This is a genomic window from Pseudomonas sp. S2_E02, assembly GCF_054668355.1.
Genome location: NZ_CP162761.1, coordinates 2446480 through 2470806 on the forward strand (window position 1 = coordinate 2446480; position 24327 = coordinate 2470806).

Genomic DNA, 24327 nt, shown 5'->3' on the forward strand with positions numbered 1-24327 from the left:
AATTCGGCTTGCTAATGGAATCGGGTTTGCTGCGTCACGCCCCTCGAAGGGCATGCAGGGCGCGGTCTGTGCCGACCACGCAAGGCTGCGGAATGTGGTGTGGCCGGGGTTGTGCGCCCGGAACCATTCACCAATGAGAACGGATGACGTCTTGAAATAATTAGTCGGCGGGCAGGAGTGCCAATGAGGCCGGGGTGCGGCGGCATGTCGCAGTTCTCAGAACGCACTTTTGTAGCGCATTACTTCTCTTTCTCAATTGACAATCATTATCATTCAGCATAATTTGTCGCTCGATGTGTAGGACGCCCCTCCTCCAAGGCGCCCCACGAACCTATTTGGCAGCAAGGTGATTTCCATGACGGAACAAGTATCCACAAGCAAGTGCGATTCACCGCTACTTCATGCATTCGTCGACAATCGACTGATTCTGGTCAAGATTGCAGCCCGCATTACCGGCTGCCGTTCGCGCGCCGAAGATGTGGTGCAGGATGCGTTTTTCCGACTGCAATCGGCGCCACCGATCACGTCGTCGATCAAGGCTCAACTGAGCTATCTGTTCCAGATCGTGCGCAACCTCGCCATCGATCACTACCGCAAACAGGCGCTTGAGCAGAAGTACTCCGGCCCTGAAGAGGAAGGGCTGAATGTGGTCATCCAGGGTGCTTCGCCGGAAACCTCGCATATCAATTTCTCGACCCTGGAAAACATCGCCGACGCGCTGACCGAACTGCCCAGCCGCACGCGCTATGCGTTCGAGATGTACCGCCTGCACGGCGTGCCGCAAAAGGACATTGCCAAGGAACTGGGTGTTTCGCCGACCCTGGTCAACTTCATGATTCGTGATGCACTGGTGCACTGCCGCAAGGTGTCGGGCAGTCGGCGGGATGCGGTGATTGCGGCTCGTCGCTAGGATCTGAATTCGGCGTCAAGCCATTCGCGAGCAAGCTCGCTCCCACATTAGATCTGCGTATGCAGAAACCATGTGGGAGCGAGCTTGCTCGCGAAGACGGACTCAAAATCACAAAGATCCTGAGCCCGATCAGCTCACGCCAACCTGCACCGATCAAAAAATCGCTCACGCCCCAACATCATCAGCGCCGCGCGCTTGTGCGGAAAGTCGAATTCCTTCTCGCAGTGGAAGCACTGATTCTGCATGTACCCGATCATCTTCGCGTTGTCGGCCCGTGGCTCGGCGACCACCCGCTGAGTGCGCGGATCATCGAGAAACAGGTAATGCACCAGCGCCGATAACCAGCTCGCCACTTTATGCGGGCCACGGTGCTCTTCCTCGCCGACCAGCATGTGAATACCGCGATCGTAGTTGTCGGCATCGTAGAACGGCGCGATGCGATCTTCCTTGGCCCAATAGGCCTCGAAGTAGGCAAACGGCTGATCATCGAAACAGCCAATCAGCGTCAGCGTATGCGGGTCAGCATCGAGCTTGCTCAGGTATTCGCGATGCTTCTCGAGGCTGCCCTCTTCCTGCCAGAAACTGGCGACGCGCGGGCTGTTCTGCCAGCGGTTGAAGCGCGCCAGGTCTGCTTCGATCTCTACAGTGCGCAGGGAAATCCACGCACCAAGGCGGGCATCGAAACGCCGATACACTTCACCGCGCGGTTTGACTGGCCGCAGCGGATGACGTTTACCTTGGCTGATGACCATTTGCTGCGGATAACTGCCCGTCAGCGAAGTCCCAAGCCAAGGTTGCGGCAATTGCCAGAACAGCGTGCGCTCGCAGCGATATTCGCCAGCCACTTCGGTGCTCACCAGCAAGCCACTGAGCAACGCTTCGGTCGGTGGCTGATCGAGTTGCCAGGTCAATTGCCGGCACGCCGGATCCCGCGCGAACAGCCAGTAACAGGCTGCCCACAACGCCTGCCCGGGCGGCAACGCAAAACGCTCATCGATCTGGATCGGCCCCTTTACGTCTTGATTGAGGCGCAAGCGGATCAGCGGTTGTCCGTCCAGGCTCAGGCTCAGACGGCTTTCGCTGACATCAGCGATCAGTTGACTGCCCGCAGGCAAGGCCAGGGAAGTCAGGTCATTCAGATTGGACATGGGTCGGGCTCACGATAATCGTCGACAGTTCAACGATGGGACGTGATCCGGGAGGGAAAATTTAGGCTTTGCCCGCAAATCGCTGCCTCAGTGGTGAGGCACCGGCACTACGGCAATCTTGTACGGATCGAAAATCTTCAGCATTTCACCGTTGTCGCGCAAACCCTGCAACAACTTGCCAAACGCCGCGCCGGTGATCGGCGCGGTCGGACGAAGAATCGCGTAATGGTGATAGACCTGATCGATGCGCTGCGACACCAGCAACTCGTCGCGCACTTTTTCGTTACGCAGCAGGTAATCGAACAGATAGGAACGGGTCACCAAGGCAACATCGGCGCGCCCACGCAGCACCATCAGCAGGTTGCTGTCGTGGGAATAGGTCAGCGTGGCGTTGTAATTCTGTGCGAGATATTTCGGGTCAGCGTTGAAGTTGGCGAACTCGTAGTGATAACCGCTGAACAGAGCCAGGCGCTTGCCAGTGAGGTCGGCGAAATAATTCTGCTGCCGGCCATCTTCGCGTTGTGCGACGAAAATTTCCGCATCCTCAAGGCCCATGTCGACATCTGTGTGGGGAATTTCCTTCCAGCCCCAATCGGGATTCTCGAAAATTGCCATGTCGATCCGGCCCTGCTTGAAGTCACCGAAACGCCGGGGAATCGAGGTGGGCACGAGGACGAACTGATAGTCGCTTTGCAGGCGATTGAGGGCCTCGACCAATTGCGGCAGAAGGCCTGTGTCGGCACCGTTTTCCGGGCGAACGGTGTAAGGCGGAAAATGCGCCGCGCCGACCCGGACCAATTGCGCTGCCTGAGCGGGCAATACCCAAAATGCAGCCAGCGCTGCGAGCATCAAGCCCGCGGCCGTCCGAATTGGCAAAGACTTCAAAACACCCCACTCCCCGAAAAAATACCGATCAATGCATTCAAGCTAGGCGGTTTCGCCCAGTTAGCCAGTTTCCCGGCCGGATAGAAAGTGCTTCAACGCGCTTCGAGGACCAGAATCAGCGCCTCGTCGGCCAACTGATCGAGGCTCAAACTGCCGCCGGCACGGAACCAGGTGGTCGTCCAGGACAGTGCGCCAGTGAGGAAACGTCGGGTAATAAATACATCGCCACGGATAAATCCTGCGTCCTTGGCCTCACCCAGCACTTGCAGCCAGATGTCCTCGTAGACATCGCGCAGTGCCAGCACTTTGGCCTGGCCTTCTTCGGACAGCGAACGCCATTCGTAAACCAGCACTGCCATGGCTTCACCGCTGCCGCCCATGATTGACTGCAGTTCGCAGCGAATCAGCGCCAGCACGCGTTCGCGCACATTGGCCGCATCGGCCAGGGCTGCCCGCATTAACGCGGTGTTGTAGCGGATGGTTTCTTCCATCACCGCCCGGAGGATTTCATCCTTGCTTTTGAAGTGATGAAAAATGCTTCCCGACTGGATGCCGACGGCGCCGGCCAGATCGCGCACCGTGGTGCGTTCATAGCCTTTGTTGCGGAACAGGTGAGCAGCCACTTGCAGCAATTTGCCGCGGGCGCTGTCGGGGTCGGTCAATTGGCCTTCATCAACCAAATCGCGCATGACCCTCAGGGCTTTTTGCTCGTCCACCCGTTCTCTCCTACAGTCGATCAGTCTGTTGCCCCCTGAAACCGCAGGGTTGCGCGCAATTTAAGCCGCCAGCGGCAACCAAGCAAGCGCTTGGGCAGAAGATAGTTTCAACTGTTTACAAACCAAGCGCTTGCTTGGTAGCCTCCAGACACTTCTGTCGCAGGTTGCTGAGTCGGAGATAAAAATGCCCACCACCGTTCGCATCGGATGCGCCAGTGCATTCTGGGGAGATACGTCTACCGCCGCCGCGCAACTGGTGGAGGGCGGCAAGCTGGATTATCTGGTGTTCGATTACCTGGCCGAGATCACAATGTCGATCATGGCCGGGGCACGCATGAAGGACCCGCAGGCGGGGTTTGCCGGCGACTTCATCGACGTGCTGACACCACTGCTGCCGCAACTGGCCGAGCAGAACATCCGCGTGATCAGCAATGCCGGCGGGATCAATCCGCAAGCCTGCGCCGCCGCCCTGCAAGCGGTCTGCGACAAGGCCGGCGTCGCACTGAAAATCGCCGTATTACTGGGCGATGATCTGCAACCACAGCTCAAACAGCTCAGCGGCATCACCGAAATGTTCAGCGGCGCCCCGCTGCCGCCAATGTGCGTGTCGACCAACGCCTACCTTGGCGCGCCGGGCATTGTCGAAGCGCTGCGCCTGGGCGCCGACATTGTCATCACTGGGCGCGTGGTCGACAGCGCGGTGGTCAGTGCGGCGCTGGTGCATGAATTCGGCTGGTCATGGCACGACTACGACAAACTCGCCCAGGCTGCGCTCGCCGGGCACATCATCGAATGCGGCGCGCAATGCACCGGCGGCAATTTCACCGATTGGCGCGAAGTGCCGGATTACGAGCACATCGGCTTTCCGATCGTGGAAGTCAGCGCCGACGGCCAGTTCATCGTCAGCAAACCGCAAGGCTCAGGCGGACTGGTCACCCCGCTGACTGTCGGCGAACAGATGCTGTATGAAATCGGCGATCCACAGGCGTATCTGTTGCCTGATGTGGTCTGTGATTTCACTGGGGTCAGACTTCAGCAACAAGGCAAGAATGCCGTGCACGTCCACGGCGCCAAAGGCCTGCCACCGAGCGATAAATACAAGATCAGCGCCACCTACCCGGACGGGTTTCGTTGCACCGCCAGTTGCCTGATCGCCGGTATCGATGCAGTGGAAAAAGCGCAGCGGGTCAGTCAGTCGATCATCGACAAGACTTCGCAAATGTTCAGCCAGCGCGGCTGGGCGCCCTACAGCGAAATCAACATCGAACTGCTCGGCAGCGAAGCCACCTACGGCCCCCACGGCCAGCGCCGCGACAGCCGCGAAGTGGTGATCAAGCTCGCCGTGCGCCACCCGAGCAAACAGGCGCTGGTACTGTTCTCCCGGGAAATTGCCCAGGCCGCGACCGGCATGGCGCCGGGGCTGACCGGCATCGTCGGCGGGCGGCCAACGGTGTATCCGCTGATTCGTCTGTTTTCATTCCTGATCGATAAAAGCGCCTGCACGGTACAGATCGACATGGCCGGTCAACGTTATCCATGCGCCCTGCCTTCGCTCAGCGCACTCGACAGCGCGGATTTGCCCCTGCCCCATCAGCCGCCCAAACCACAGGGCCGCGCCGATGCCAGTGTGGCGCTGGTGAAACTGGCCGTCGCGCGTTCCGGTGACAAGGGCAATCACAGCAACATTGGCGTGATGCCGCGCAAACCCGAATACCTGCCGTGGATCGCCGAAGCACTGACCCCGGCCGTGGTTGTCGACTGGATGAATCATGTACTCGACCCGATCCACGGCCGCGTCGAACGCTGGTATCTGCCCGGCACCCACAGCCTGAATTTTCTATTGGAAAACGCCCTAGGCGGTGGTGGCGTGGCCAGTCTGCGCATCGATCCGCAAGGCAAAGCCTTCGCCCAGCAACTGTTGGAAATCCAGATCCCGGTGCCGCAGAGCATCGCCGAACAGCTCGACTAGAGGATTGTTTGCATGGCTTACGCGTCGATTTTCCACGCCGGTCTGTTCAGCGGCCAGACCATCATCGTCACCGGTGGCGGCAGTGGCATCGGTCGCTGCACCGCCCATGAACTGGCGGCCCTCGGCGCCAATGTGCTGCTGGTCGGGCGCAAGCCGGAGAAACTGCAAAAGGTCACCGACGAAATCGCCGAGGACGGTGGCCGCGCGCACTGGAAGGCTTGCGATATCCGCGATGAAGAAGCGGTAAAACAGCTGGTCAGCGAATTGATTGCTGAACACGGACCGATCCAAGGTCTGGTCAACAATGCCGGCGGCCAGTACCCGTCGCCCTTGGCCTCGATCAATCAGAAAGGTTTCGAAACCGTGCTGCGCACCAACCTCGTCGGTGGTTTTCTGATGGCGCGGGAAGTGTTCAACCAGTCGATGAGCAAACACGGCGGCAACATCGTCAACATGCTCGCCGACATGTGGGGCGGCATGCCCGGCATGGGTCACTCTGGCGCGGCGCGGTCGGGCATGGACAACTTCACCAAAACTGCCGCGTTCGAATGGGGTTATGCCGGCGTGCGGGTCAACGCGGTGGCGCCGGGCTGGATTGCCTCCAGCGGCATGGACACTTACGAAGGCGCGTTCAAAGCGGTGATTCCGACCCTGCGCGAACACGTGCCGCTCAAGCGTATCGGCACCGAGTCGGAAGTCAGTGCGGCGATTGTTTTTTTGCTGAGCCCGGCCGCCGCATTTATCAGTGGCAGCACCTTGAAAATCGACGGCGCGGCCAGCCTCGGCAGCCGTGCATGGCCGTTGCACAAGGCGACCCACAGCGAGTCGTTCAACGGCTTTCACCGCGCCTATTTACCCGATGTGCTGAAGGACGAGGAGTAAGCCATGCCGCAGATCCAGTCCCGACTCGACCCGCACAGCGAAGCGTTTGCCCGCAACCGCTCGGCCATGCTCGCGGCGATCGAACATGTGCAGCAACTCGAACAGAGCCTGTTGAACAAGGCCACCGAAGCCAAAGCCAGGTTCGACAAGCGCGGGCAACTGCTGCCCCGTGAGCGCTTGAATCTGTTGCTCGATCCCGGCGCGCCGTTTCTCGAACTGGCCAGCCTCGCCGGCTACAAGTTGCACGACGACAAGGACGGCAGTTCCGCCGGTGGCGGACTGATCGCCGGTATCGGTTACGTCTGGGGCATTCGCGCGATGGTGGTGGCGAACAACAGCGCAATCAAGGGCGGGACGATCTCGCCCACTGGCCTGAAAAAATCCCTGCGCCTGCAACAGATCGCCCAGGAAAACAAACTCCCGGTGATCACCCTTGCCGAAAGTGGCGGCGCCAACCTCAATTACGCCGCCGAGATTTTTGTCGAAGGCGCGCGCAGTTTTGCCAATCAGGCGCGGATGTCGGCAATGGGTTTGCCGCAGATTACCGTGGTGCATGGTTCGGCCACGGCCGGTGGCGCCTATCAGCCGGGGCTGTCGGATTACGTGGTGGTGGTGCGCGGCAAGGCCAAGCTGTTCCTCGCCGGTCCGCCACTGCTCAAAGCGGCCACCGGCGAAGTCGCCACCGATGAAGAACTCGGTGGCGCCGAGATGCACGCACAGGTCGCCGGAACGGCTGAATACCTTGCTGAAAACGATGCCGATGGCGTGCGTCAGGTCCGTGAAATCCTCCGTATGTTGCCGTGGAACGAGCAACTGCCGTGGTTGCCGGAGCCGCAATACAAAGAGCCGCTCTACCCCATCGATGAATTGCTCGGGCTGATCCCCGACGATCCGAAAAAACCTTACGACGTGCGCGAAATCATCGCGCGCATTGCCGACGAATCCTGCTTCGTCGAATTCAAGGGCGAGTTCGATCAGCAAACTGTTTGCGGCCAGTTGAAGATTCAGGGCCGCGCCTGCGGGTTCATCGGCAACAACGGCCCGATCACACCCAACGGCGCGAGCAAAGCGGCGCAGTTCATTCAGTTGTGCGATCAGAGCCAGACGCCGCTGCTGTTCTTTCACAACACCACCGGTTTCATGGTCGGCACCGAATCCGAGCAGCAAGGCGTGATCAAACACGGCTCGAAACTGATTCAAGCGGTAGCCAATGCACGGGTGCCTAAACTGACGATGGTCGTCGGCGGTTCCTACGGTGCCGGCAACTATGCGATGTGCGGACGCGGACTCGATCCGCGCTTCATCTTCGCCTGGCCGAACAGCCGCACGGCGGTGATGGGCGGTGCGCAGGCCGGCAAAGTCTTGCGCATCGTTACCGAAGCCAAGCAGTTGAAGGACGGCCTGACGCCAGACACGAAAATGCTCGACATGCTCGAACAGGTCACCGCGCAGAAACTCGACAGCCAGTCCACCGCTCTCTATGGCAGCGCCAACCTGTGGGACGACGGGCTGATCGATCCGCGCGACACGCGCACCCTGCTCGGCTACTTGCTGGACATCTGCCACGAGGCCGACATTCGCAAGCTGCAACCCAATAGCTTCGGCGTCAGCCGGTTCTGACCGCCATGGATCTTACGGAGAACAATAAAAAATGATCTTCACCCCGGAACACGAAGCCCTGCGCCGCACCGTCCGCCAGTTCGTCGAGCACGAGATCAATCCGCACGTCGATGAATGGGAAAAGGCCGGGCGCTTTCCCATTCACGAAATTTTCCGCAAGGCTGGCGACCTCGGTTTGCTGGGGATTTCCAAGCCGGAAAAATTCGGCGGCATGGGCCTCGATTACAGCTATTCGATTGTCGCCGCCGAAGAGTTCGGCACCATTCATTGCGGCGGCATTCCGATGTCGATCGGCGTGCAGACCGACATGTGTACGCCTGCCCTCGCCCGTTTCGGCTCCGATGAATTGCGCGAAGAGTTCCTGCGCCCGGCGATCACTGGGGAGCAGGTTGGTTGCATCGGCGTCTCTGAAGTCGGTGCAGGCTCCGACGTCGCCGGGCTGAAAACCACCGCGCGCAAGGACGGCGACGACTATGTGATCAACGGCAGCAAGATGTGGATCACCAACTCGCCGAGCGCCGATTTCATCTGCCTGCTGGCCAACACCTCGGACGACAAACCACACATCAACAAATCGCTGATCATGGTGCCGATGAACACGCCGGGGATCAGCCTCAGCTCGCACCTGGACAAGCTCGGCATGCGCAGCTCGGAAACCGCCCAGGTGTTTTTCGACAACGTGCGCGTGCCACAGCGCAATCGCATCGGCCATGAAGGCGCCGGGTTCATGATGCAGATGCTGCAGTTTCAGGAAGAACGCCTGTTCGGCGCGGCAAACATGATCAAGGGGCTGGAATATTGCGTCGACAGCACCATTGAGTACTGCAAGGAGCGCAAGACCTTCGGCAATGCACTGATCGACAACCAGGTCATCCACTTCCGCCTCGCCGAATTGCAGACCGAAATCGAATGCCTGCGCGCGCTGGTCTATCAGGCCACCGAGCAGTACGTGAAAGGCCAGGACGTCACGCGGCTGGCGTCGATGGCCAAGCTCAAGGCCGGGCGTCTGGGCCGCGAAGTCAGCGACAGCTGCCTGCAATATTGGGGCGGCATGGGTTTCATGTGGGACAACCCGGTGGCCCGCGCCTACCGCGATGTCCGGCTGGTATCGATTGGCGGCGGCGCCGACGAGATCATGTTGGGGATTATCTGCAAACTGATGGGCATCCTCCCGGGGAAAAAGAAATGAGCAGCCTGCCGCAATGTCAGACGCTGTTGCTGGAACTGCATGGCGGCGTGCTGCACATCACCCTCCATCGGCCGGACAGTCGAAATGCGATGAGCCTGCAGATGGTGGCTGAACTGCGCACGGTGCTGGCGGCTGTGCGTGATGACCGCGCTGTTCGGGCGTTGGTGCTCAGCGGTGCCGGCGGGCATTTCTGTGCCGGTGGCGATATCAAGGACATGGCCAGCGCTCGCGCTCAAGGCACCGAGGCTTATCGCGTTCTGAACCGGGCGTTCGGCGCCCTGCTGGAAGAAGCCCAGCACACGCCGCAAGTGCTGATCACCGTGCTGCAAGGCGCGGTGCTCGGCGGTGGTTTCGGTCTGGCCTGTGTCAGCGACATCGCGATTGCCGATCATCAGGCGCAATTCGGTTTACCGGAAACCAGCCTCGGCTTGCTGCCGGCGCAGATTGCGCCGTTTGTGGTGCAGCGCATCGGCCTCACCGAAACCCGTCGACTGGCACTGACCGCCGCACGTTTCGATGGGCACCAGGCACGCCGTCTGGGGCTGGTGCATTTCGTCGAAGAGGATTCGCAGACCTTGGCTGAGCGGCTGGATGAGGTGTTGCAACATGTGCTGTGTTGCGCGCCGGAGGCGAATGCCATGACCAAGAAATTGTTGTTGGCGAGTGCCGGGCAGCCTTCAAGTGAATTGCTCGATGAGGCGGCGCAGTGGTTTAGCGAGGCAGTGACTGGCGCCGAAGGTGTGGAGGGAACCATGGCTTTTGTGCAGAAGCGTAAACCTCGGTGGGCCACTTAAAAGCATCGCGAGCAGGCTCACTCCTACAGGGGAAATGCATTCCAAATGTAGGAGTGAGCCTGTTCGCGATGGGGCCATCACATTCACCGCCAAATACTCAGGAAGATCACCATGCCCGCCATCCACAAAATCCTGATCGCCAACCGCGGTGAAATCGCCTGCCGCATCCAGCGCACCGCCCAAGCCTTGGGCTATCGCACCGTCGCCGTCTTCAGCGATGCAGACGCCGATGCCCTGCACGTTCAGATGGCTGACCAAGCCGTTCGCATTGGTCCGTCCCCCGTTCAACAGTCATACCTCAACATCCCTGCGATCCTCGACGCCGCTCGCCGCAGCGGCGCTGACGCGATCCATCCCGGCTACGGCTTTCTTTCGGAAAACGCCGAATTCGCCCGCGCCTGCGAACAGGCCGGGCTGATCTTCATCGGCCCCAGCGTCGAAGCCATCGAATTGATGGGCAGCAAACGCCAGTCAAAAATCGCCATGCTCGAAGCGGGTGTGCCGTGCATCGCCGGTTATCAAGGCGCCGAACAGGACGACGCCACCCTGCTGCGTGAAGCCGAGCGAATCGGCTACCCATTGATGATCAAGGCCAGTGCCGGCGGTGGTGGGCGCGGCATGCGTCTGCTGCAAAATGCGGCTGATCTGCCGGCGCAACTGCGCACCGCGCGCTCCGAAGCATTGAACGCGTTCGGCAGCGACGAACTGATCCTCGAACAGGCGCTGATCGAACCGCGGCATGTCGAAGTGCAGCTGTTCGGCGATCAGCACGGCAACCTGATCTACCTGGGCGAACGTGACTGTTCAATCCAGCGTCGCCACCAGAAAGTCATCGAAGAAGCGCCCTGCCCGGTGATGACCGCCGAGTTGCGTCAGGCCATGGGTGAAGCGGCATTGAAAGCCGGGCGCGCAGTGAACTATGTCGGCGCCGGCACCGTTGAGTTTCTGCTCGACACACGCGGCCAGTTCTACTTTCTGGAGATGAATACGCGTCTGCAAGTCGAGCACCCGGTAACTGAACTGATTACCGGGCTGGATCTGGTCGCATGGCAATTGCTCGTTGCCGAAGGTCAGCCGTTGCCGCTGACCCAGGATCAGGTTCAGCTCAACGGACATGCCATGGAGGTGCGGTTTTACGCCGAAGATCCCGCGCAAGACTTCCTGCCACAAACAGGCCGAGTGCAAGCCTGGGAACCGGCGCTGCAGCACGGTACGCGAATCGACCATGGTTTGCTTGAAGGGCAATCGGTCAGCCCGTTCTACGACCCGATGCTCGGTAAGCTGATCGCCTGGGGTGCGACTCGCGAGGAAGCCCGACGCAAACTGTTGCGCGCGGTACAGGACACGGTGCTATTGGGTGTACAGAGTAATCAGCGCCTGCTCGCCAGTCTGTTGCAACACCCGCAGTTCATCAGCGGCGACTTCAGTACTGCCTTCATCGCCCGGCACTTCAGTGATCACCCTTGCCTGCACCGCTCCATTCCGGATGCCGAGCAGCTGGCGATCGCAACGGTACTTTTCTATCAAACCAGCGCCCGCAGCCACCGCGCACCACTTAACGGCTGGCGCAATAACGCGAATGTGCCGCTGCATTATCGCCTCGGCCTCGACGATCAGACCTGGACCGTGCAACTGCTCGCTGAGGCACAAGGCGTGTTCAAAGTGCAGATAGCCGACCGCACGCTTGAATTGAAACTTATCGACCACGATGCCCAGTCGGTCACGCTGGAAGTTGACGGTCTTCGTCAGCGCCACACCTACCGCCTGAATGACGAGCAACTCTGGTTGTTCTGCCATCCCGGCAGTCTGCACCTTGAGGATCGAACTCACGCCGTGATCGACAGTCAGACCAGCGTCAGCTCCGGCACCCTGAAAGCACCCATGGACGGTGCCATCGTCGACGTACTGGTCAGCGAAGGCAGTCCGGTCAGTAAAGGTCAGTTGCTGGTGGTGCTGGAGGCAATGAAAATGGAGCACCCGCTCAAGGCCGGTATCGACGGCGTGCTCAAGCGGGTGCAGGTCAAGGTCGGCGATCAGGTAAAAAATCGTCAGGTTCTGTTGCAGGTCGAGTAGTCAGCCACACGCCCGTGCGGGTTTTGACTACGCTCTGAGTTATCAGAACGCGGAAATCAGGAACCCTGCGATGCCTCACTGGCTGGTCATAGATCTGGAAGCCACCACCGATGAGGGTGGCTGGCCAGTCACCGAAATGGAAATTATCGAGATCGGCGCCACCCTGGTCGATCGCGCCGGGCGCGAGCAGGATCACTTCCAGCGTTTCGTCAAACCGACGCGACGGCCGTTGCTCACGCCTTTCTGTCGTGAACTGACACACATCACCCAAGCCAATATCGACTCGGCGCAAGTGCTGACCGAAGTCTGGCCGGCGTTCGAACGCTGGCTCGCGCAACATCAGACACGCCTTGAAGGCTGGGCCAGTTGGGGCGATTACGACCGCAAGCAGTTGTTGCAGGAATGGCAGCGTCTGCAAATCGACAGTGGCTTGAGCAAAGTGCCGCACATGAACCTCAAACAACGCTTCGCCAAGGCCCGGCGCCTGGAGCGTCCATTAGGCCTCAACGGTGCGCTGCAATTGGCCGGCATGCAGTTCAGCGGCCAGCAGCATCGGGCACTGGAAGATGCGCGCAACACCGCGCGGTTGTTGCCACTGGTGTTGCCACTCTAGGGTCAATTCGAGAACTCACCAGACAGACGCCGGGCAGGTGACGGCGCGAAAAGCCTTGTGCATACTGGCCGCCTCCAATTTCTAACCCTTTTCGAGGAATCGCCCATGTTTAAAGTCAACGAGTACTTCGACGGCACCGTCAAGTCGATCGCCTTTGGCACCGCTGAAGGTCCGGCGACCATCGGCGTCATGGCCCCGGGCGAATACGAATTCGGCACCGCTCAGCGTGAAATCATGCATGTGGTTTCCGGCGCACTGACCGTCAAACTGCCCGACAGCAGCGACTGGGAAACCTTCGCCGCCGGCAGCCAGTTCAACGTCCCGGCCAACAGCAAGTTCCAGCTGAAAGTTGCGGTCGACACCGCTTACCTGTGCGAGTACCGCGGCTAAACCCACGGCTTTCACTGCGATAAAAAAATGCCCGTGTCCAAGGACACGGGCATTTTCGTTTCAGAGACGGATTATTCGAGAATCTCCACCGGCATGCCGACTTCGAGTCGGCCATTGTTGTCGTTGACCAGATTCTGGCCGAACATCGCACCATCGGCTTCGGCGCGGTATTTCTGCAAGGTGGCCAGAGGTTCGCGGTCGGCACTGCGCTCACCGGTTTGCGGGTCGATGGTGGTGAGGATACAACGCGAACACGGCTTGACCACGCGGAATTCAACATCGCCAATGCGAATGCGCTTCCAACTGTCTTCGGCATAAGCCTCACTGCCTTCGATCACCAGGTTCGGCCGAAAACGCAGCATTTCCAATGGTCGTCCGACCTGTTGCGAAAGGTCCTGCAAAGAGGCCGCGCCGATCAACAACAGCGGAAATCCATCAGCGAACGCGACCTGATCGTCATCCTTGCCGAAGCCTGCCTGGGTGGTCCGGGCGCGATCCAGCGGCACCTGCACCAGCCGGGTCGGTTTGCCGATGAAATCGCTGACCCAACGGGCCGCCTCATCACCGGCATCCGGCACGCGCAAAGTATCGCGCCAGATCGTCACGCCGCGCAGTTCTGCGTTGTTGCCCGGCAATGCGATTTCGATGGGAGGCTGTTGCGGCGCACTAAGGGTCAGACCGCCCTGCGCATTCCATAACGCCGACAACTGACTCATCTTCGCTTCAGCGCGCTGGGTCAGAAAGCGGCCGCTGGCCTCGTCCACGAGCATCCAGCGTCGATCGCCATCAAGCCCCAGCTTGTCGAGATCAACACTGTGCAGCACATCGACTTTGCCGGATTTCAACGGGTAACGATAAAGCGCGCTCAGACGCAGCATGGCCAGCTCCCTGGAGGGTAAAAACGCCACCCTATACGAGCTTGATCAGGAATCAAAGAGCAATAACTGCAGGAGTGAGCCTGCTCGCGATAGCGGTGTGCCAGGTAATGATTCGGGGCTGACAAACCGTTATCGCGAGCAGGCTCACTCCTGCAATGGGTGTGTGATCAGGCCGGAACTTCGTCGAGCATCAGACGCTGGCGAACGACGTCGACCAGTTTGTCCGGCTGGAATTTGGAGAGGAAGTTGTCGCAGCCGACCTTCTTCACCATCGAGTCGTTGAAGCTACCGGACAGCGAGGTATGCAACACCACGTACAAACCACGCAGACGCGGGTCGTTGCGAATTTCGGTAGTCAGACGATAGCCGTCCATTTCCGGCATTTCCGCATCGGTAAAGATCATCAGCAGCTTGTCGGTCATGTTCACGCCGGTATCGGCCCAGGCCTTGAGCATGTTCAGCGCCTTCAGGCCATCGCTGGCAATGTGCATTTTTACCCCGAGCTGGCCGAGGGTGTCGCGCAATTGCGAAAGCGCGACGTTGGAGTCGTCGACCAGCAGCACTTCACGGCCACGGGCGCGCTCGAGCACCGGATCATCGAGTTTTTCACGCGAGACCTTGGCGTTGTACGGGACGATTTCGGCGAGGACTTTCTCGACGTCGATGATTTCCACCAGTTGATCGTCGACCTTGCTGATCGCGGTCAGATAGTGCTGACGCCCGGCGCTGGTCGGCGGCGGCAGAATGGCTTCCCAGTTCATGTTGACGATACGATCCACACCGCCCACCAGGAAGGCCTGCACCGAGCGGTTGTATTCGGTGACGATGATCGTGCTGTTGGGCCCCGGCACCAACGGACGCATACCGATCGCCTGCGACAGGTCAATGACCGGCAAGGTCTGACCGCGCAGATTGACCACTCCGCACACAAACGGATGACGCTGCGGCATCAAGGTCAGCTTCGGCAGTTGCAGCACTTCCTGAACCTTGAACACGTTGATTGCGAACAACTGCCGCCCGGCCAGTCGAAACATGAGAATTTCCAGGCGATTCTCACCCACCAGTTGCGTGCGTTGGTCTACCGTGTCGAGAATGCCGGCCATCAATGACTCCTGGGCTTGTTCTGATGAATTCACTATGTGAGGTTATCGGCGGCAAATCGCAGTTCTTGATTGCCATACCCGACCCCATCAAAAATGCCATGAACAGGCATTGATGTCACATTAACATCATGGTTTACTGGCCCGGTGATTTTCATCTGCTACATTCTCTGCGGCGCGACCTCGGTTTGCACGGTAGGTTCCCGCATCTAAGGGATTCCCCTAGTAACAATCAGGCCCAACCTGATATTCGCAATATCCAATAGCCATTAATGTGACGCCATTCTCATTGCATGAACGGAGTCAGGCTATTGTGTGCGATCGCAGTTCAGTGGAAACAAGCCCTCTGGAACCTCTCAGTCTGTGCACTTGCACGTCTGGGCGCGATCTCCCGACGATTCACGATCGTCGCCACACACGGCATTCCCTCATCAGACATGACGTTGTGGAGATAAGCATGCCAATGGACCGCAAAGAGTGGGTACAACGCTTCCCCGAATTCCTTGTCGAGGCCGAGCAACTCCTGGCCAAGTCCGAAGAATGCCTCAGCCATCTGCAATTGATCAGCAATGACAAGGACGCCATCGAGTGCATGCTCGGTACTCTGCTGAAACTCGCACGCAGGGCTGAAGCCCTGGCGCTGGAGGCAATTTCCGAGTTTTCCCTGCACATTTACAGTCTGCTCAACCTCAATCAGGATCACGTCGACCTTCACGAACAGGCCCTGCAAGCCTTGCAGGATTGCTTCACATTGATGGCCTGGCAGCTTGAACTGGTCGATCAGCAGACAGGGCAACTGAGTCTGGATGAAAGTGAGCAGGCTTCGCTGCTCGAAGCATTCGCCTTCCAGGTCAACCAAAGCCGCCATCAACCGCCCCGGACGGGCAAACGTTTGCCCCAACTGCCCTACTCGGGACAAGCCTGACCCGCACTCGGTACCCGCGCAAGCACTTGGTACACAAGCGTTGAATGTCGCAATTGAATAGTTCATACCTGCCAGCGACAAGTCGAACTAAATAATCACTGAAAGCCGACGCCGATATTTTTTGCCGGCCTCAGGGTTTACCTGTGTGCAAACAAGCACAACTTCAGGCAACACTGACATCTATCGAACACAACAAATCGACTTTTCCATTATGGAACTTGCGTCCAATATCACGTATTTCCTGACTCAATGGACATATATAGCAAACGCGACCAACGGTATCTTAAGTGGTATTATGCCGCCCATTAGTTGCTTTCAAATTAGTGGCACAGTGACCTCAGAGATCGCTATCCACTGATAATTGGGCGGCCAATACGTTTACTGAACCGCGTTGAAATCAATAACATAATTGATAGCATTTTCAGACAGAGACCCGTCAGCCTCCGGCCGGTCTGCCCGCAGCGAACATCCATTGGCTCCATCCGTTATGTACGCCAGCCTCAAGTCAATCACTACATGGCCACCCTCCCGCGAAAATGCTCGCCGGTTCACACTCATACTGTGTGTCGCGGCCACGCTCGGCAGTTTGCTGACCTACGCTCTTTCAACACCACTTTGCCTGGGATTGCTGCTGCTCGATATCGCTGCTACTGCGTGCGTCTGGGTGCAATATCGACTGTCACGCAAATCGATCAAGTTTCAGCCGCAGGAACTCGCTGACCGCTTGCTGGAAGTCCAGGAAAACGAGCGTCATCGCCTCAGCCGCGAACTGCACGACGATATCGGCCAACTGCTGACGGCCGCCAAACTGCAAAGCGAATGGCTCAAGCGGCGCATGCCCGACGACTTGCAGGAACAATGCACCGCGCTGTGCGACACCCTGGAAGAAACCCTCAACAAGGTGCGCGACGTTTCAGCCATTCTCAACCCGCGCCAGTTGACCAGCCTGGGACTTGAAGCCAGCCTGCGTGCGCACTTGCTCAAGACATTGGCCAACACTAACGTGCACTGGAGCCTCGATTGCCAGCAGCGGCTCAATGGCATTCCGGAAGAAATGGCAGTCGCCGCCTTTCGTATTACCCAAGAGGCTGTTACCAATATCCTGCGTCATGCCCAGGCAAAAAATCTGGTGATACGCGTGCAACGTCTGCCCAAAGGTCTGACGTTGCTGATCAGCGATGACGGCCTGGGATTCGCCCCGGCGGCCAACCCGGGTCGTGAAGGACAACGAGGCATGGCCGGGATGGCCGAACGAATCGAGCAACTGGGTGGCACCCTGAACGTCATCAGCGAACCGGGCAAAGGCACTCAAATCGAAGCACTCTTCCCGTGGGCGCCACGCGCACTCGAGCGGGCCAGTACGAATAAGGTTATGCGTTGACTTGCAACTTACTTCTGGTGGATGACCACTCGCTGATCAGGGCCGGCGTGCGCGCTCTGGTACTGGATATTCCCGGTTACGCGGTGATTGGCGAGGCCAATGACGGTTCGCAGCTGCTCGAAATGGTCGAGCAACTGAATCCGGATATCGTGTTGCTGGATATCTCCATGAAAGAAACCGGTGGCCTGGAAGCCCTGCAACGGCTCAAGCGGGTACGCCCGCAGAGCAAGGTGTTGATCCTGTCGATGCACACCGATCCGGCGCTGATCATGCAGGCGCTGGAATCCGGCGCCCACGGCTACCTGCTCAAGGACACCACAGCGACAGAACTTGAGCATGCACTGGAAGCCCTGCGCAACAACGAGCGCTACCTGAGCCCGGCCATCGCCCATACCGTCATCAATCAGGCGCTGACCCGTAATCAGAAGCAGCAGCCGGAGGCAGCCGACTCGCACAATCTGACCGCGCGCCAACTGGAAATCCTGCGCTTGATCGTGCGCGGAAAATCCACCCGGGAAATCGCCAATGGCCTGGGCCTGAGCATCAAGACTGTCGAGACCCACCGTTCACAGATCATGAAGCGACTGCAAATCTACGACGTGGCGGGTCTGGTGCTGTTCGCCGTGCGTGAGCAGATCATCAGCCTGGACGACTGACCAGCCCGGCGCTACTCAACAAGGGAGAATGTTCCGGCAAATGCACGCGCAACGCCGCCGGACGCGCCTCGAATCGCATGCTGTCACCTTCGAGCGGTTCGCCATCAAGATTGATGCACAGCCCCTCGGCCACCTTGATTTCGACCCATGGCAAACGGGTGCGAACAAACATGTTGTCGATCCCGAAACCATCGCTGAGCAGCGTCTTCAAGGTGCCCACCAACTCTTGGGGCGCCGGCAGAATGCTGATATCCAGCAAGCCATCATCGGCCAGCGCCTCCGGGCACAATACGTGTCCACCGCCGGCCTGTCGGCCATTGCCGATACCCAGTGCCAACAGCTCGCCACGCCAGTGAAAATCCGGCCCCTGAAGTTCGCCGTAAGCGGCATGCAGCTCGCTGAATCGTGACAAGCCAGTGAACAGATAGGCAGCACCGCCAAGTACTTTTTTCAAGTCCTCGGAGGTATTGGCCGTGACCTGGCTGCCGAAACCACCGGTGGCCATGTTGAGAAAAATCTGCCCGCCCACTTCACCCAGATCGATGGCGCGCGGTGGCACATCGAGCAGCTCAAGGGCTTCGGCAGGCTCCAGTGGTACGCCGGCGGCACGGGAAAAATCGTTGGCAGTGCCCAAAGGCAGGAGTACGAGGCTGGCTTTGCCAGGATGCGCGGCGAGCGCTTCGGCGATATCGCGCAAGGTGCCATCGCCGCCCCCGGCAATGATTTTCGTGTAGCCGTCGGCCAAGGCTTGTTCTACCCAGCGCTGTGCGTCCCCTGCCTCCCAGGTCAGACGCACGGCCAGCTCCCAGCCTTGCTTGCGCTTGTCCTCGACGGCGGTGCGTACCGCCTCGTTGAGTGCCTGCTTGCCATGCAGAATCAACAGCGCCCGGCGTTCACTCATAACATCACTCCCAAATCGATCGGTTAAGACATCTTGACCACTGGCGCACGCAAAAAAGCCGTCATACCCGTAATTAATTCAGCCTCCTGGCGCCGGACGTCCTACACAGCGGTACCTTTTCTTACAAAACATGCGGAATCGGCTTAATTGACCCGGTTCGAGCATTGCGTCACCGTGTGTTGGCGGTATCGATTTTCAATCCAACACACAAGGACGTGCATGTAATGAGTGGATACACCCTATGGGCTCTTGCCGGTTCGAGAGCTGGAAAAGGTTGCAAGCAAACAGTTGAAACAATCGGTGGATGCTTCCATGCCTGGTCATGAAGCGAGAATACCCATGAGCCCGGTTGGACCGATTGTCGAAAGTCGCGCGAATCACAAGTCCGATTTCAAAAACAGCGGCAGAACCACTGGAGAAGTTGATATGGAACCCCGTGTTACCGAGCTGGAAACCCATCTCAAATACCTTATACGGGACATGGACGAAATTCGCGGTGATGTCCGAACGATCAAACACCGGCTTGCGTACTCGGCGGGTGCAACAGCGGTAGTGCTGGGTTTGCTGGGCTGGGTGGCCAATAGCCGATTCGATCAGCTTGTGACATTGATCAGCAATTAATTGAATCAGTCATTGCAGGCGCCGCCTGAGTCAGCCGACGCCTGCATTTACGAGATAGCGATCAGTCGAGCAAGTCACTCAGCGGGATGAAGACCACTTCGTCTCCGATGCTCAGCGTGCGACCTTCCAGCACTTCGACCAATCCATCTGCCCACGCGGCGCTACGCAGTACACCTGAGCTCTGATTGCGGTAGACAGTCGCCCGTCCTTGCTCAAGGCGGCCTCGCAGGTACTCACGCCGATTGCCTGCCACCGGCCAGTCAAACCCCGCTGGCACGGTGAACTTCAGCGGCTCGACGACCCGAACGCCCTGACGGCGTAACAGATAAGGCCGAGTGAGCAGCGCAAAGGTCACCAGTGTCGACGCCGGGTTGCCTGGCAAGCCAATGACCGGCACGTTGCGGAAATGGCCAAAAGTTAGCGGTTTTCCGGGTTTGATCGCCAGCTTCCAAAGGGCAAGCTCGCCCTCTTCACGCAATGCGACACCCAAAAAATCCGCCTCACCCACCGACACGCCACCGGTGGAAAGAATCAGGTCAACATCCTGCAACTCCCCCAGACGGGTGCGGGTAGTGGCCAAATCATCCGGAAGAATACCGGCATCGATCACTTCACAACCCAGTCGTTGCAGCCAACTGCACAGCAACACTCGATTGCTGTTGTATATCTGTCCCGGCCCCAGGGCCTGGCCCGGCTCGACCAATTCATCGCCAGTGGAAATCACCGCAACACGAACCTTGCGCACGACCTTCAATCCGGCGCAGCCCAACGATGCGGCTAATCCCTGCTCTATCGGACCCAGCCGAGTTCCGGCGGGCAGGATCAGTTCACCGACTGTGGTTTCCTGACCTTGCGGGCGAATGTTCTGCCCGGCCTTCATCGGTTCAAGGAAACGCACCCGTTCATCGGTTTGAACCTCAGCGTTTTCCTGCATTTCCACGCAATCAGCGCCCGCGGGCACCGGCGCCCCGGTGAAGATCCGTGCACAGGTGCCCGGCTTCAGCGGTTCGGGGGATTGCCCGGCAAACACCTTCTGACTGACCGGCATCGGTTCGCCCGTCCAGTCGGTCAGATTCAGCGCATAACCGTCCATGGCACTGTTTGGCCAGGGTGGCAGATCCAGCGTCGAAATCAGGTCTTCGCTCAGCACACGCCCCTGAACCTGAGCCAGCGGCAAATCCTCATGCTCGACAATCGGCGACGCCTCGGCCATGTCGAGCAGGCGCTCCAGCGCCAGCTCGACCGGCATCAGCGCTCCGGTCTTGCCCGGCTTACCCACGGGATTCACAAGGCGCTGCCTGCTTCAAATGAGTCACGAAGTTGCACGGGCGATGACGCGCGTCCAACTGCTCGCCCAGGATGCCATCCCAACCGGTGCGTACGGCATTGGTCGAACCTGGCAAACAGCACACCAGCGTGCCGTTGGCCAAACCGGCCAGCGCACGGGACTGAACTGTCGAGGTACCGATATCGGCTACCGAAATCTGCCGGAACAACTCTCCAAACCCGTCGACCTGTTTATCCAGCAGGCAGGCAACCGCTTCCGGCGTGCTGTCGCGACCGGTAAATCCGGTACCGCCGGTGATCAGCACGACCTGCACGACATCGTCGGCAATCCAGGTGGCGACTTGCGCGCGAATTTTGTAGAGGTCATCTTTGAGCAAAACCCGCTCCGCCAAACGGTGGCCCGCCGCCGTCAAGCGATCGACGAAGACCTGGCCTGAGGTGTCGGTTTCCAGAGTTCGGGTGTCACTGACTGTCAGCACCGCAATATTGAGCGGCACGAAAGGTACATCAGCCTTGGCTTTCATAGGCTCGTCCAGTTGTAGGAGAAACAGCCCGGTGTTATATCACAGCGCCCTATTTTTTCGCCGCCCCTCTGGAGAGCTGCCATGACCCGCGATTCGCAATTGCCCCCCTGCTCCATTCTGCTCCTGGCAGGCGGGCGCGGCCAACGCATGGGCGGTCAGGACAAAGGCCTGGTCGAGTGGCTGGGCGAACCTTTGATTGCACATTTGCAGCGTAGGGTACGCGGGCTGACTGACGACCTGATCATCTCCTGCAACCGCAACCGCGAGCGTTACGCACCGTTTGCCGATCAATTGGTGGTCGATGACGAGGGCGATTTTCCGGGGCCATTGGCGGGTATTCGTGCCGGTCTGAAAGCGGCGCGCCATAGCCACCTGCTGGTTTTGCCGTGCGACGTTCCGCGAATTGACGCCGCGCTGCTGCAAAGCATGCGCGAGACTGCCAATCAGCATCCTGAAAAACCTTTAATGTTGCGCCATGACGAGCATTGGGAACCCTTGCTGTGTGTGATTCCGGTGGCTCTTCTAACGGCTTTCGAAGATGCCTGGAATGCCGGTGAACGCAGCCCCGGCCGGGTCATGCGCGGTCTCGGCGCCACTGCCCTGGAGTGCCCTGACAACGACCCGCGGCTGGCCAACCTGAACACCCCCGAACTGTTAAATTCCCATAACACTGTGTCAGACTGACACCATTCAAGGAACTCTCACGCCTTGTATACGTCTCAAGCTCAGTAACCAAAAGAATTCCCATTCGGAGACACACCCATGACTCAACGGACCCTCGCCACTTTCATGCTCGCACTGGGCCTTGCCACCCTCGCCGGTTGCTCGTCGCCTACAGTGATCACCTTGAATGACGGTCGCGAAATCCAGGCCGTCGACACCCCGAAATACGATGACGATTCGGGCTTCTACGAGTTCAAACAGCTGGACGGCAAAGAAACCCGCATCAACAAGGATCAGGTTCGTACCGTTAAAGAGCTGTAAGCTCTGGATCGACACCGGATACAGAAAAGCCCGCATTGATTGCGGGCTTTTTCATGGGCGCTCGAAAAGTGAAGTCGATATCACCACTGCAAGGTGATCCGGCTCTCGAATTCGCGCTCCTCACCAGTCACCGGGTCGATAAACCGCAGGCCTTGCGCCAGCAGCTTCAACGGATTGGCATAGTCATCCTCGACGTCTTTCAACACCTGGGGATAGAACGGATCGTTGCAGATGCTCGCCCCCAGCGCAGTCATGTGGACGCGCAGTTGATGTTTCTTGCCGGTCACCGGAAACAATCCATAACGCCACAGATCGCCATGCTTTTCCCGAACCTCCACCGCCGTTTCGGTATTGCTGGCACCCACGCCTTCCTGCATGCGGAAAAACGGTTCGCCATCGACCAGACGGCTTTTGTGCACCAAGGGGAAATTCAGATCGGGCAGTGCCGGAGCGATGGCCTCATAACGCTTGTCGATCTGCCGCGTGGGGAACAGCGATTGATAAGCCGATCGGGTTTGCGGATTGGCCGAGAAAATCACCAGTCCCGCCGTATGCCGGTCGATGCGGTGCAGCGGCACCAAGTGAGGATTGTCCAGGCGATGAATCAGCCTGCGCAACAGGGTTTGCTCAACGTATTCGCCGGCGGGCGTCACCGGCAGAAAATGCGGTTTGTCAGCCACCACCAGATGTTCGTCTGCATACAGAATCGACTCGACTACCGGGATCGGCTTCTCGTCCGGCACTTCGCGAAAATAATGAATCCGCAGACCTTCCTTGTAAGGCAAGTCCACCGGGATCGGCTGGCCATGGCCGTCCAGCACACGTCCCCGAGCGATGCGGTCCAGCCATTGCTCACGGTCAATGGCGCTGAAATGCTCGCATAGACAATCGAGTACGGTCAGCCATTTACCGGGCGGCAGATAAAGTGTGCTCGCCTGATTCTGAGCAGCGGAAAATGTAGATGTGGACATACGAAAATCGGACCCTCAATGCAGGGCGGCATTATCCAGCACTGAGGGAAACGAACCTAGCGCAGAATGTTCAGGCCGGAATTGTTTTCAGCGCTGCGGCGTCAGTGAATTCCTTGAGCCAGCGCAATACATCAACTGCCTCCCAGCGCCCCGGATCGTACAAGGCGTAGAGCAGCCCCTGATAACCGACCACATCCAGTTGCTTGTGGTAACCGGCACGCTGAAACAAGGCCTCGATTTCGGCAAAGCAAGTGTTGAAATGCAGCTTGTTGAACGGCGTCTTGCCTTCCGTGACCAGCCCGTCCAGGCGCAATTCGAGAACGGCCTCGCGCACCACGTCAACCGACATCCGGTTCACGCTGTTTTTCAACTGTTCGACATTGACCACGGTTCATCCCTCTGACGCATTTACTGTATGAACATACAGTAACCGATGAAACCGCAAAATGCCAAGGAATGCATGGCAGTAGCGACCGGCGGGATAAACCAGAAAATGCGGATTAACCCAGAAACGCGACGACCTCATCAGCGCTGAATGGCCAGTCCAGCTCAGCCCCGCTGTCGACACGGCGCAACACCGGAATCCGCAGGCTATAAGCCTCGAACCAGGATTCGTCTTCAGCGATGTCGACCAGTTCCACCAGCAAGCCGTGCTCGACAAAAGGCATCAACTCGGCCTCGGCGACTTCACACAAATGGCATCCAAGGGTGCCGAACAGCTGACATTCAGGAGGCATGATTGCTCAACCAAAAAATGAGTGGGCCTATTCTAGGCCGCACCTGAAAACCCGTCGAGCCAGCGCCGCCCAAAGGCTCCAGCCCCTCAACAAAGGGTCACAGGCAAAACCCTGACGCAAATCAGTCCACAGAAAAATCATTTGCGCGATCCTCCCGGTCTTTTTGCCTCTAC

General features: G+C 58.7%; 26 protein-coding genes. 15 read left to right on the plus strand and 11 right to left on the minus strand.

Annotated elements, in window-relative coordinates; translation table 11 throughout:
* The first annotated feature begins 355 nt into the window (after positions 1 to 355).
* Positions 356 to 910, plus strand: coding sequence for an RNA polymerase factor sigma-70 (locus AB4O01_RS10825; RefSeq protein WP_093435057.1), 555 nt, complete (start codon positions 356 to 358; stop codon positions 908 to 910).
* 134 nt (positions 911 to 1044) lie between these two features.
* On the opposite strand, the gene AB4O01_RS10830 is transcribed toward AB4O01_RS10825, so the two are convergent.
* From AB4O01_RS10830 to AB4O01_RS10840, 3 genes are all read right to left on the minus strand, one after another.
* Positions 1045 to 2058, minus strand: coding sequence for a GNAT family N-acetyltransferase (locus tag AB4O01_RS10830; RefSeq protein ID WP_460091674.1), 1014 nt, complete (start codon positions 2056 to 2058; stop codon positions 1045 to 1047).
* A gap of 87 nt (positions 2059 to 2145) precedes the next feature.
* Positions 2146 to 2943, minus strand: coding sequence for a substrate-binding periplasmic protein (locus tag AB4O01_RS10835; RefSeq protein ID WP_093435061.1), 798 nt, complete (start codon positions 2941 to 2943; stop codon positions 2146 to 2148).
* Between the two features lie 92 nt (positions 2944 to 3035).
* Positions 3036 to 3659, minus strand: a complete 624-nt coding sequence (locus tag AB4O01_RS10840) for a TetR/AcrR family transcriptional regulator (RefSeq protein ID WP_093435063.1) — start codon at positions 3657 to 3659, stop codon at positions 3036 to 3038.
* Positions 3660 to 3843: 184 nt separating this feature from the next.
* Between AB4O01_RS10840 and AB4O01_RS10845 the strand changes: the two genes are divergently transcribed.
* The 8 genes from AB4O01_RS10845 to ppnP all read left to right on the plus strand — a co-directional run bounded on the left by AB4O01_RS10845 (position 3844) and on the right by ppnP (position 13189).
* Positions 3844 to 5628 (plus strand): acyclic terpene utilization AtuA family protein, encoded by a 1785-nt coding sequence (locus tag AB4O01_RS10845; protein ID WP_460091676.1) that lies wholly within the window; start codon positions 3844 to 3846, stop codon positions 5626 to 5628.
* Between the two features lie 12 nt (positions 5629 to 5640).
* The gene (locus AB4O01_RS10850) at positions 5641 to 6510 is read left to right on the plus strand and encodes an SDR family oxidoreductase (RefSeq protein ID WP_460091678.1); all 870 of its coding nucleotides are present in this window, start codon (positions 5641 to 5643) and stop codon (positions 6508 to 6510) included.
* 3 nt (positions 6511 to 6513) lie between these two features.
* Positions 6514 to 8130: a geranyl-CoA carboxylase subunit beta gene (gene atuC / locus AB4O01_RS10855; RefSeq protein ID WP_460091681.1), complete on the plus strand. Its 1617-nt coding sequence runs from the start codon at positions 6514 to 6516 to the stop codon at positions 8128 to 8130.
* Positions 8131 to 8161: 31 nt separating this feature from the next.
* Positions 8162 to 9319 (plus strand): citronellyl-CoA dehydrogenase, encoded by a 1158-nt coding sequence (atuD, locus tag AB4O01_RS10860; RefSeq protein ID WP_007908685.1) that lies wholly within the window; start codon positions 8162 to 8164, stop codon positions 9317 to 9319.
* Positions 9316 to 10113 carry an enoyl-CoA hydratase-related protein gene (locus AB4O01_RS10865; protein ID WP_116256549.1) on the plus strand — a complete coding sequence of 266 codons (798 nt, stop codon included), beginning with the start codon at positions 9316 to 9318 and terminating at the stop codon, positions 10111 to 10113. The genes atuD and AB4O01_RS10865 overlap by 4 nt, the downstream gene beginning before the upstream one ends.
* Before the next feature lie 111 nt (positions 10114 to 10224).
* Positions 10225 to 12186, plus strand: a complete 1962-nt coding sequence (locus AB4O01_RS10870) for an acetyl/propionyl/methylcrotonyl-CoA carboxylase subunit alpha (RefSeq protein WP_460091683.1) — start codon at positions 10225 to 10227, stop codon at positions 12184 to 12186.
* 70 nt (positions 12187 to 12256) lie between these two features.
* Complete coding sequence (locus tag AB4O01_RS10875) at positions 12257 to 12799, plus strand: 3'-5' exonuclease (protein ID WP_093435082.1); 543 nt, start codon at positions 12257 to 12259, stop codon at positions 12797 to 12799.
* A gap of 105 nt (positions 12800 to 12904) precedes the next feature.
* On the plus strand, positions 12905 to 13189 hold the full coding sequence (ppnP, locus tag AB4O01_RS10880) for a pyrimidine/purine nucleoside phosphorylase (protein ID WP_003226701.1): 285 nt from the start codon (positions 12905 to 12907) through the stop codon (positions 13187 to 13189).
* Positions 13190 to 13260: 71 nt separating this feature from the next.
* On the opposite strand, the gene AB4O01_RS10885 is transcribed toward ppnP, so the two are convergent.
* The gene (locus AB4O01_RS10885; protein WP_116256547.1) at positions 13261 to 14067 is read right to left on the minus strand and encodes an MOSC domain-containing protein; all 807 of its coding nucleotides are present in this window, start codon (positions 14065 to 14067) and stop codon (positions 13261 to 13263) included.
* Positions 14068 to 14234: 167 nt separating this feature from the next.
* Complete coding sequence (locus AB4O01_RS10890) at positions 14235 to 15170, minus strand: chemotaxis protein CheV (protein WP_064391361.1); 936 nt, start codon at positions 15168 to 15170, stop codon at positions 14235 to 14237.
* A gap of 454 nt (positions 15171 to 15624) precedes the next feature.
* Here AB4O01_RS10890 and AB4O01_RS10895 point away from each other — a divergent pair, with 454 nt between their 5' ends.
* From AB4O01_RS10895 to AB4O01_RS10905, 3 genes are all read left to right on the plus strand, one after another.
* Positions 15625 to 16092, plus strand: coding sequence for a hypothetical protein (locus AB4O01_RS10895; RefSeq protein WP_093435088.1), 468 nt, complete (start codon positions 15625 to 15627; stop codon positions 16090 to 16092).
* A 487-nt stretch (positions 16093 to 16579) separates the two neighbouring features.
* Entirely contained in the window at positions 16580 to 17473 is an 894-nt protein-coding gene (locus tag AB4O01_RS10900; protein WP_093435091.1) for a sensor histidine kinase, read from the plus strand.
* Positions 17470 to 18129: a response regulator gene (locus tag AB4O01_RS10905; protein ID WP_093435094.1), complete on the plus strand. Its 660-nt coding sequence runs from the start codon at positions 17470 to 17472 to the stop codon at positions 18127 to 18129. Before AB4O01_RS10900 ends, AB4O01_RS10905 begins: the two co-directional genes overlap by 4 nt.
* Here AB4O01_RS10905 and yegS read toward each other — a convergent pair.
* Positions 18113 to 19030 (minus strand): lipid kinase YegS, encoded by a 918-nt coding sequence (yegS, locus tag AB4O01_RS10910; RefSeq protein ID WP_093435097.1) that lies wholly within the window; start codon positions 19028 to 19030, stop codon positions 18113 to 18115. The two genes, AB4O01_RS10905 and yegS, sit on opposite strands and share 17 nt — an antisense overlap.
* Before the next feature lie 312 nt (positions 19031 to 19342).
* Between yegS and AB4O01_RS10915 the strand changes: the two genes are divergently transcribed.
* Entirely contained in the window at positions 19343 to 19651 is a 309-nt protein-coding gene (locus AB4O01_RS10915; RefSeq protein WP_320337719.1) for a hypothetical protein, read from the plus strand.
* 61 nt (positions 19652 to 19712) lie between these two features.
* Here the strand turns inward: AB4O01_RS10915 and AB4O01_RS10920 are convergent, their stop codons facing one another.
* The gene (locus tag AB4O01_RS10920) at positions 19713 to 20939 is read right to left on the minus strand and encodes a molybdopterin molybdotransferase MoeA (protein WP_460091684.1); all 1227 of its coding nucleotides are present in this window, start codon (positions 20937 to 20939) and stop codon (positions 19713 to 19715) included.
* Positions 20923 to 21462 carry a molybdenum cofactor biosynthesis protein B gene (moaB, locus tag AB4O01_RS10925; protein WP_093435105.1) on the minus strand — a complete coding sequence of 180 codons (540 nt, stop codon included), beginning with the start codon at positions 21460 to 21462 and terminating at the stop codon, positions 20923 to 20925. Before moaB ends, AB4O01_RS10920 begins: the two co-directional genes overlap by 17 nt.
* An 81-nt stretch (positions 21463 to 21543) precedes the next feature.
* Between moaB and mobA the strand changes: the two genes are divergently transcribed.
* Positions 21544 to 22146 (plus strand): molybdenum cofactor guanylyltransferase MobA, encoded by a 603-nt coding sequence (gene mobA / locus AB4O01_RS10930; RefSeq protein ID WP_427120472.1) that lies wholly within the window; start codon positions 21544 to 21546, stop codon positions 22144 to 22146.
* 78 nt (positions 22147 to 22224) lie between these two features.
* Entirely contained in the window at positions 22225 to 22446 is a 222-nt protein-coding gene (locus AB4O01_RS10935; protein WP_007908660.1) for a YgdI/YgdR family lipoprotein, read from the plus strand.
* 80 nt (positions 22447 to 22526) lie between these two features.
* On the opposite strand, the gene AB4O01_RS10940 is transcribed toward AB4O01_RS10935, so the two are convergent.
* The 3 genes from AB4O01_RS10940 to AB4O01_RS10950 all read right to left on the minus strand — a co-directional run bounded on the left by AB4O01_RS10940 (position 22527) and on the right by AB4O01_RS10950 (position 24154).
* Positions 22527 to 23417, minus strand: a complete 891-nt coding sequence (locus tag AB4O01_RS10940; protein WP_093435109.1) for a pseudouridine synthase — start codon at positions 23415 to 23417, stop codon at positions 22527 to 22529.
* 70 nt (positions 23418 to 23487) lie between these two features.
* Positions 23488 to 23805, minus strand: coding sequence for a transcriptional regulator (locus AB4O01_RS10945; RefSeq protein ID WP_093435111.1), 318 nt, complete (start codon positions 23803 to 23805; stop codon positions 23488 to 23490).
* Between the two features lie 112 nt (positions 23806 to 23917).
* Positions 23918 to 24154 (minus strand): glutaredoxin family protein, encoded by a 237-nt coding sequence (locus AB4O01_RS10950; protein WP_093435113.1) that lies wholly within the window; start codon positions 24152 to 24154, stop codon positions 23918 to 23920.
* Positions 24155 to 24327: the final 173 nt, after the last annotated feature.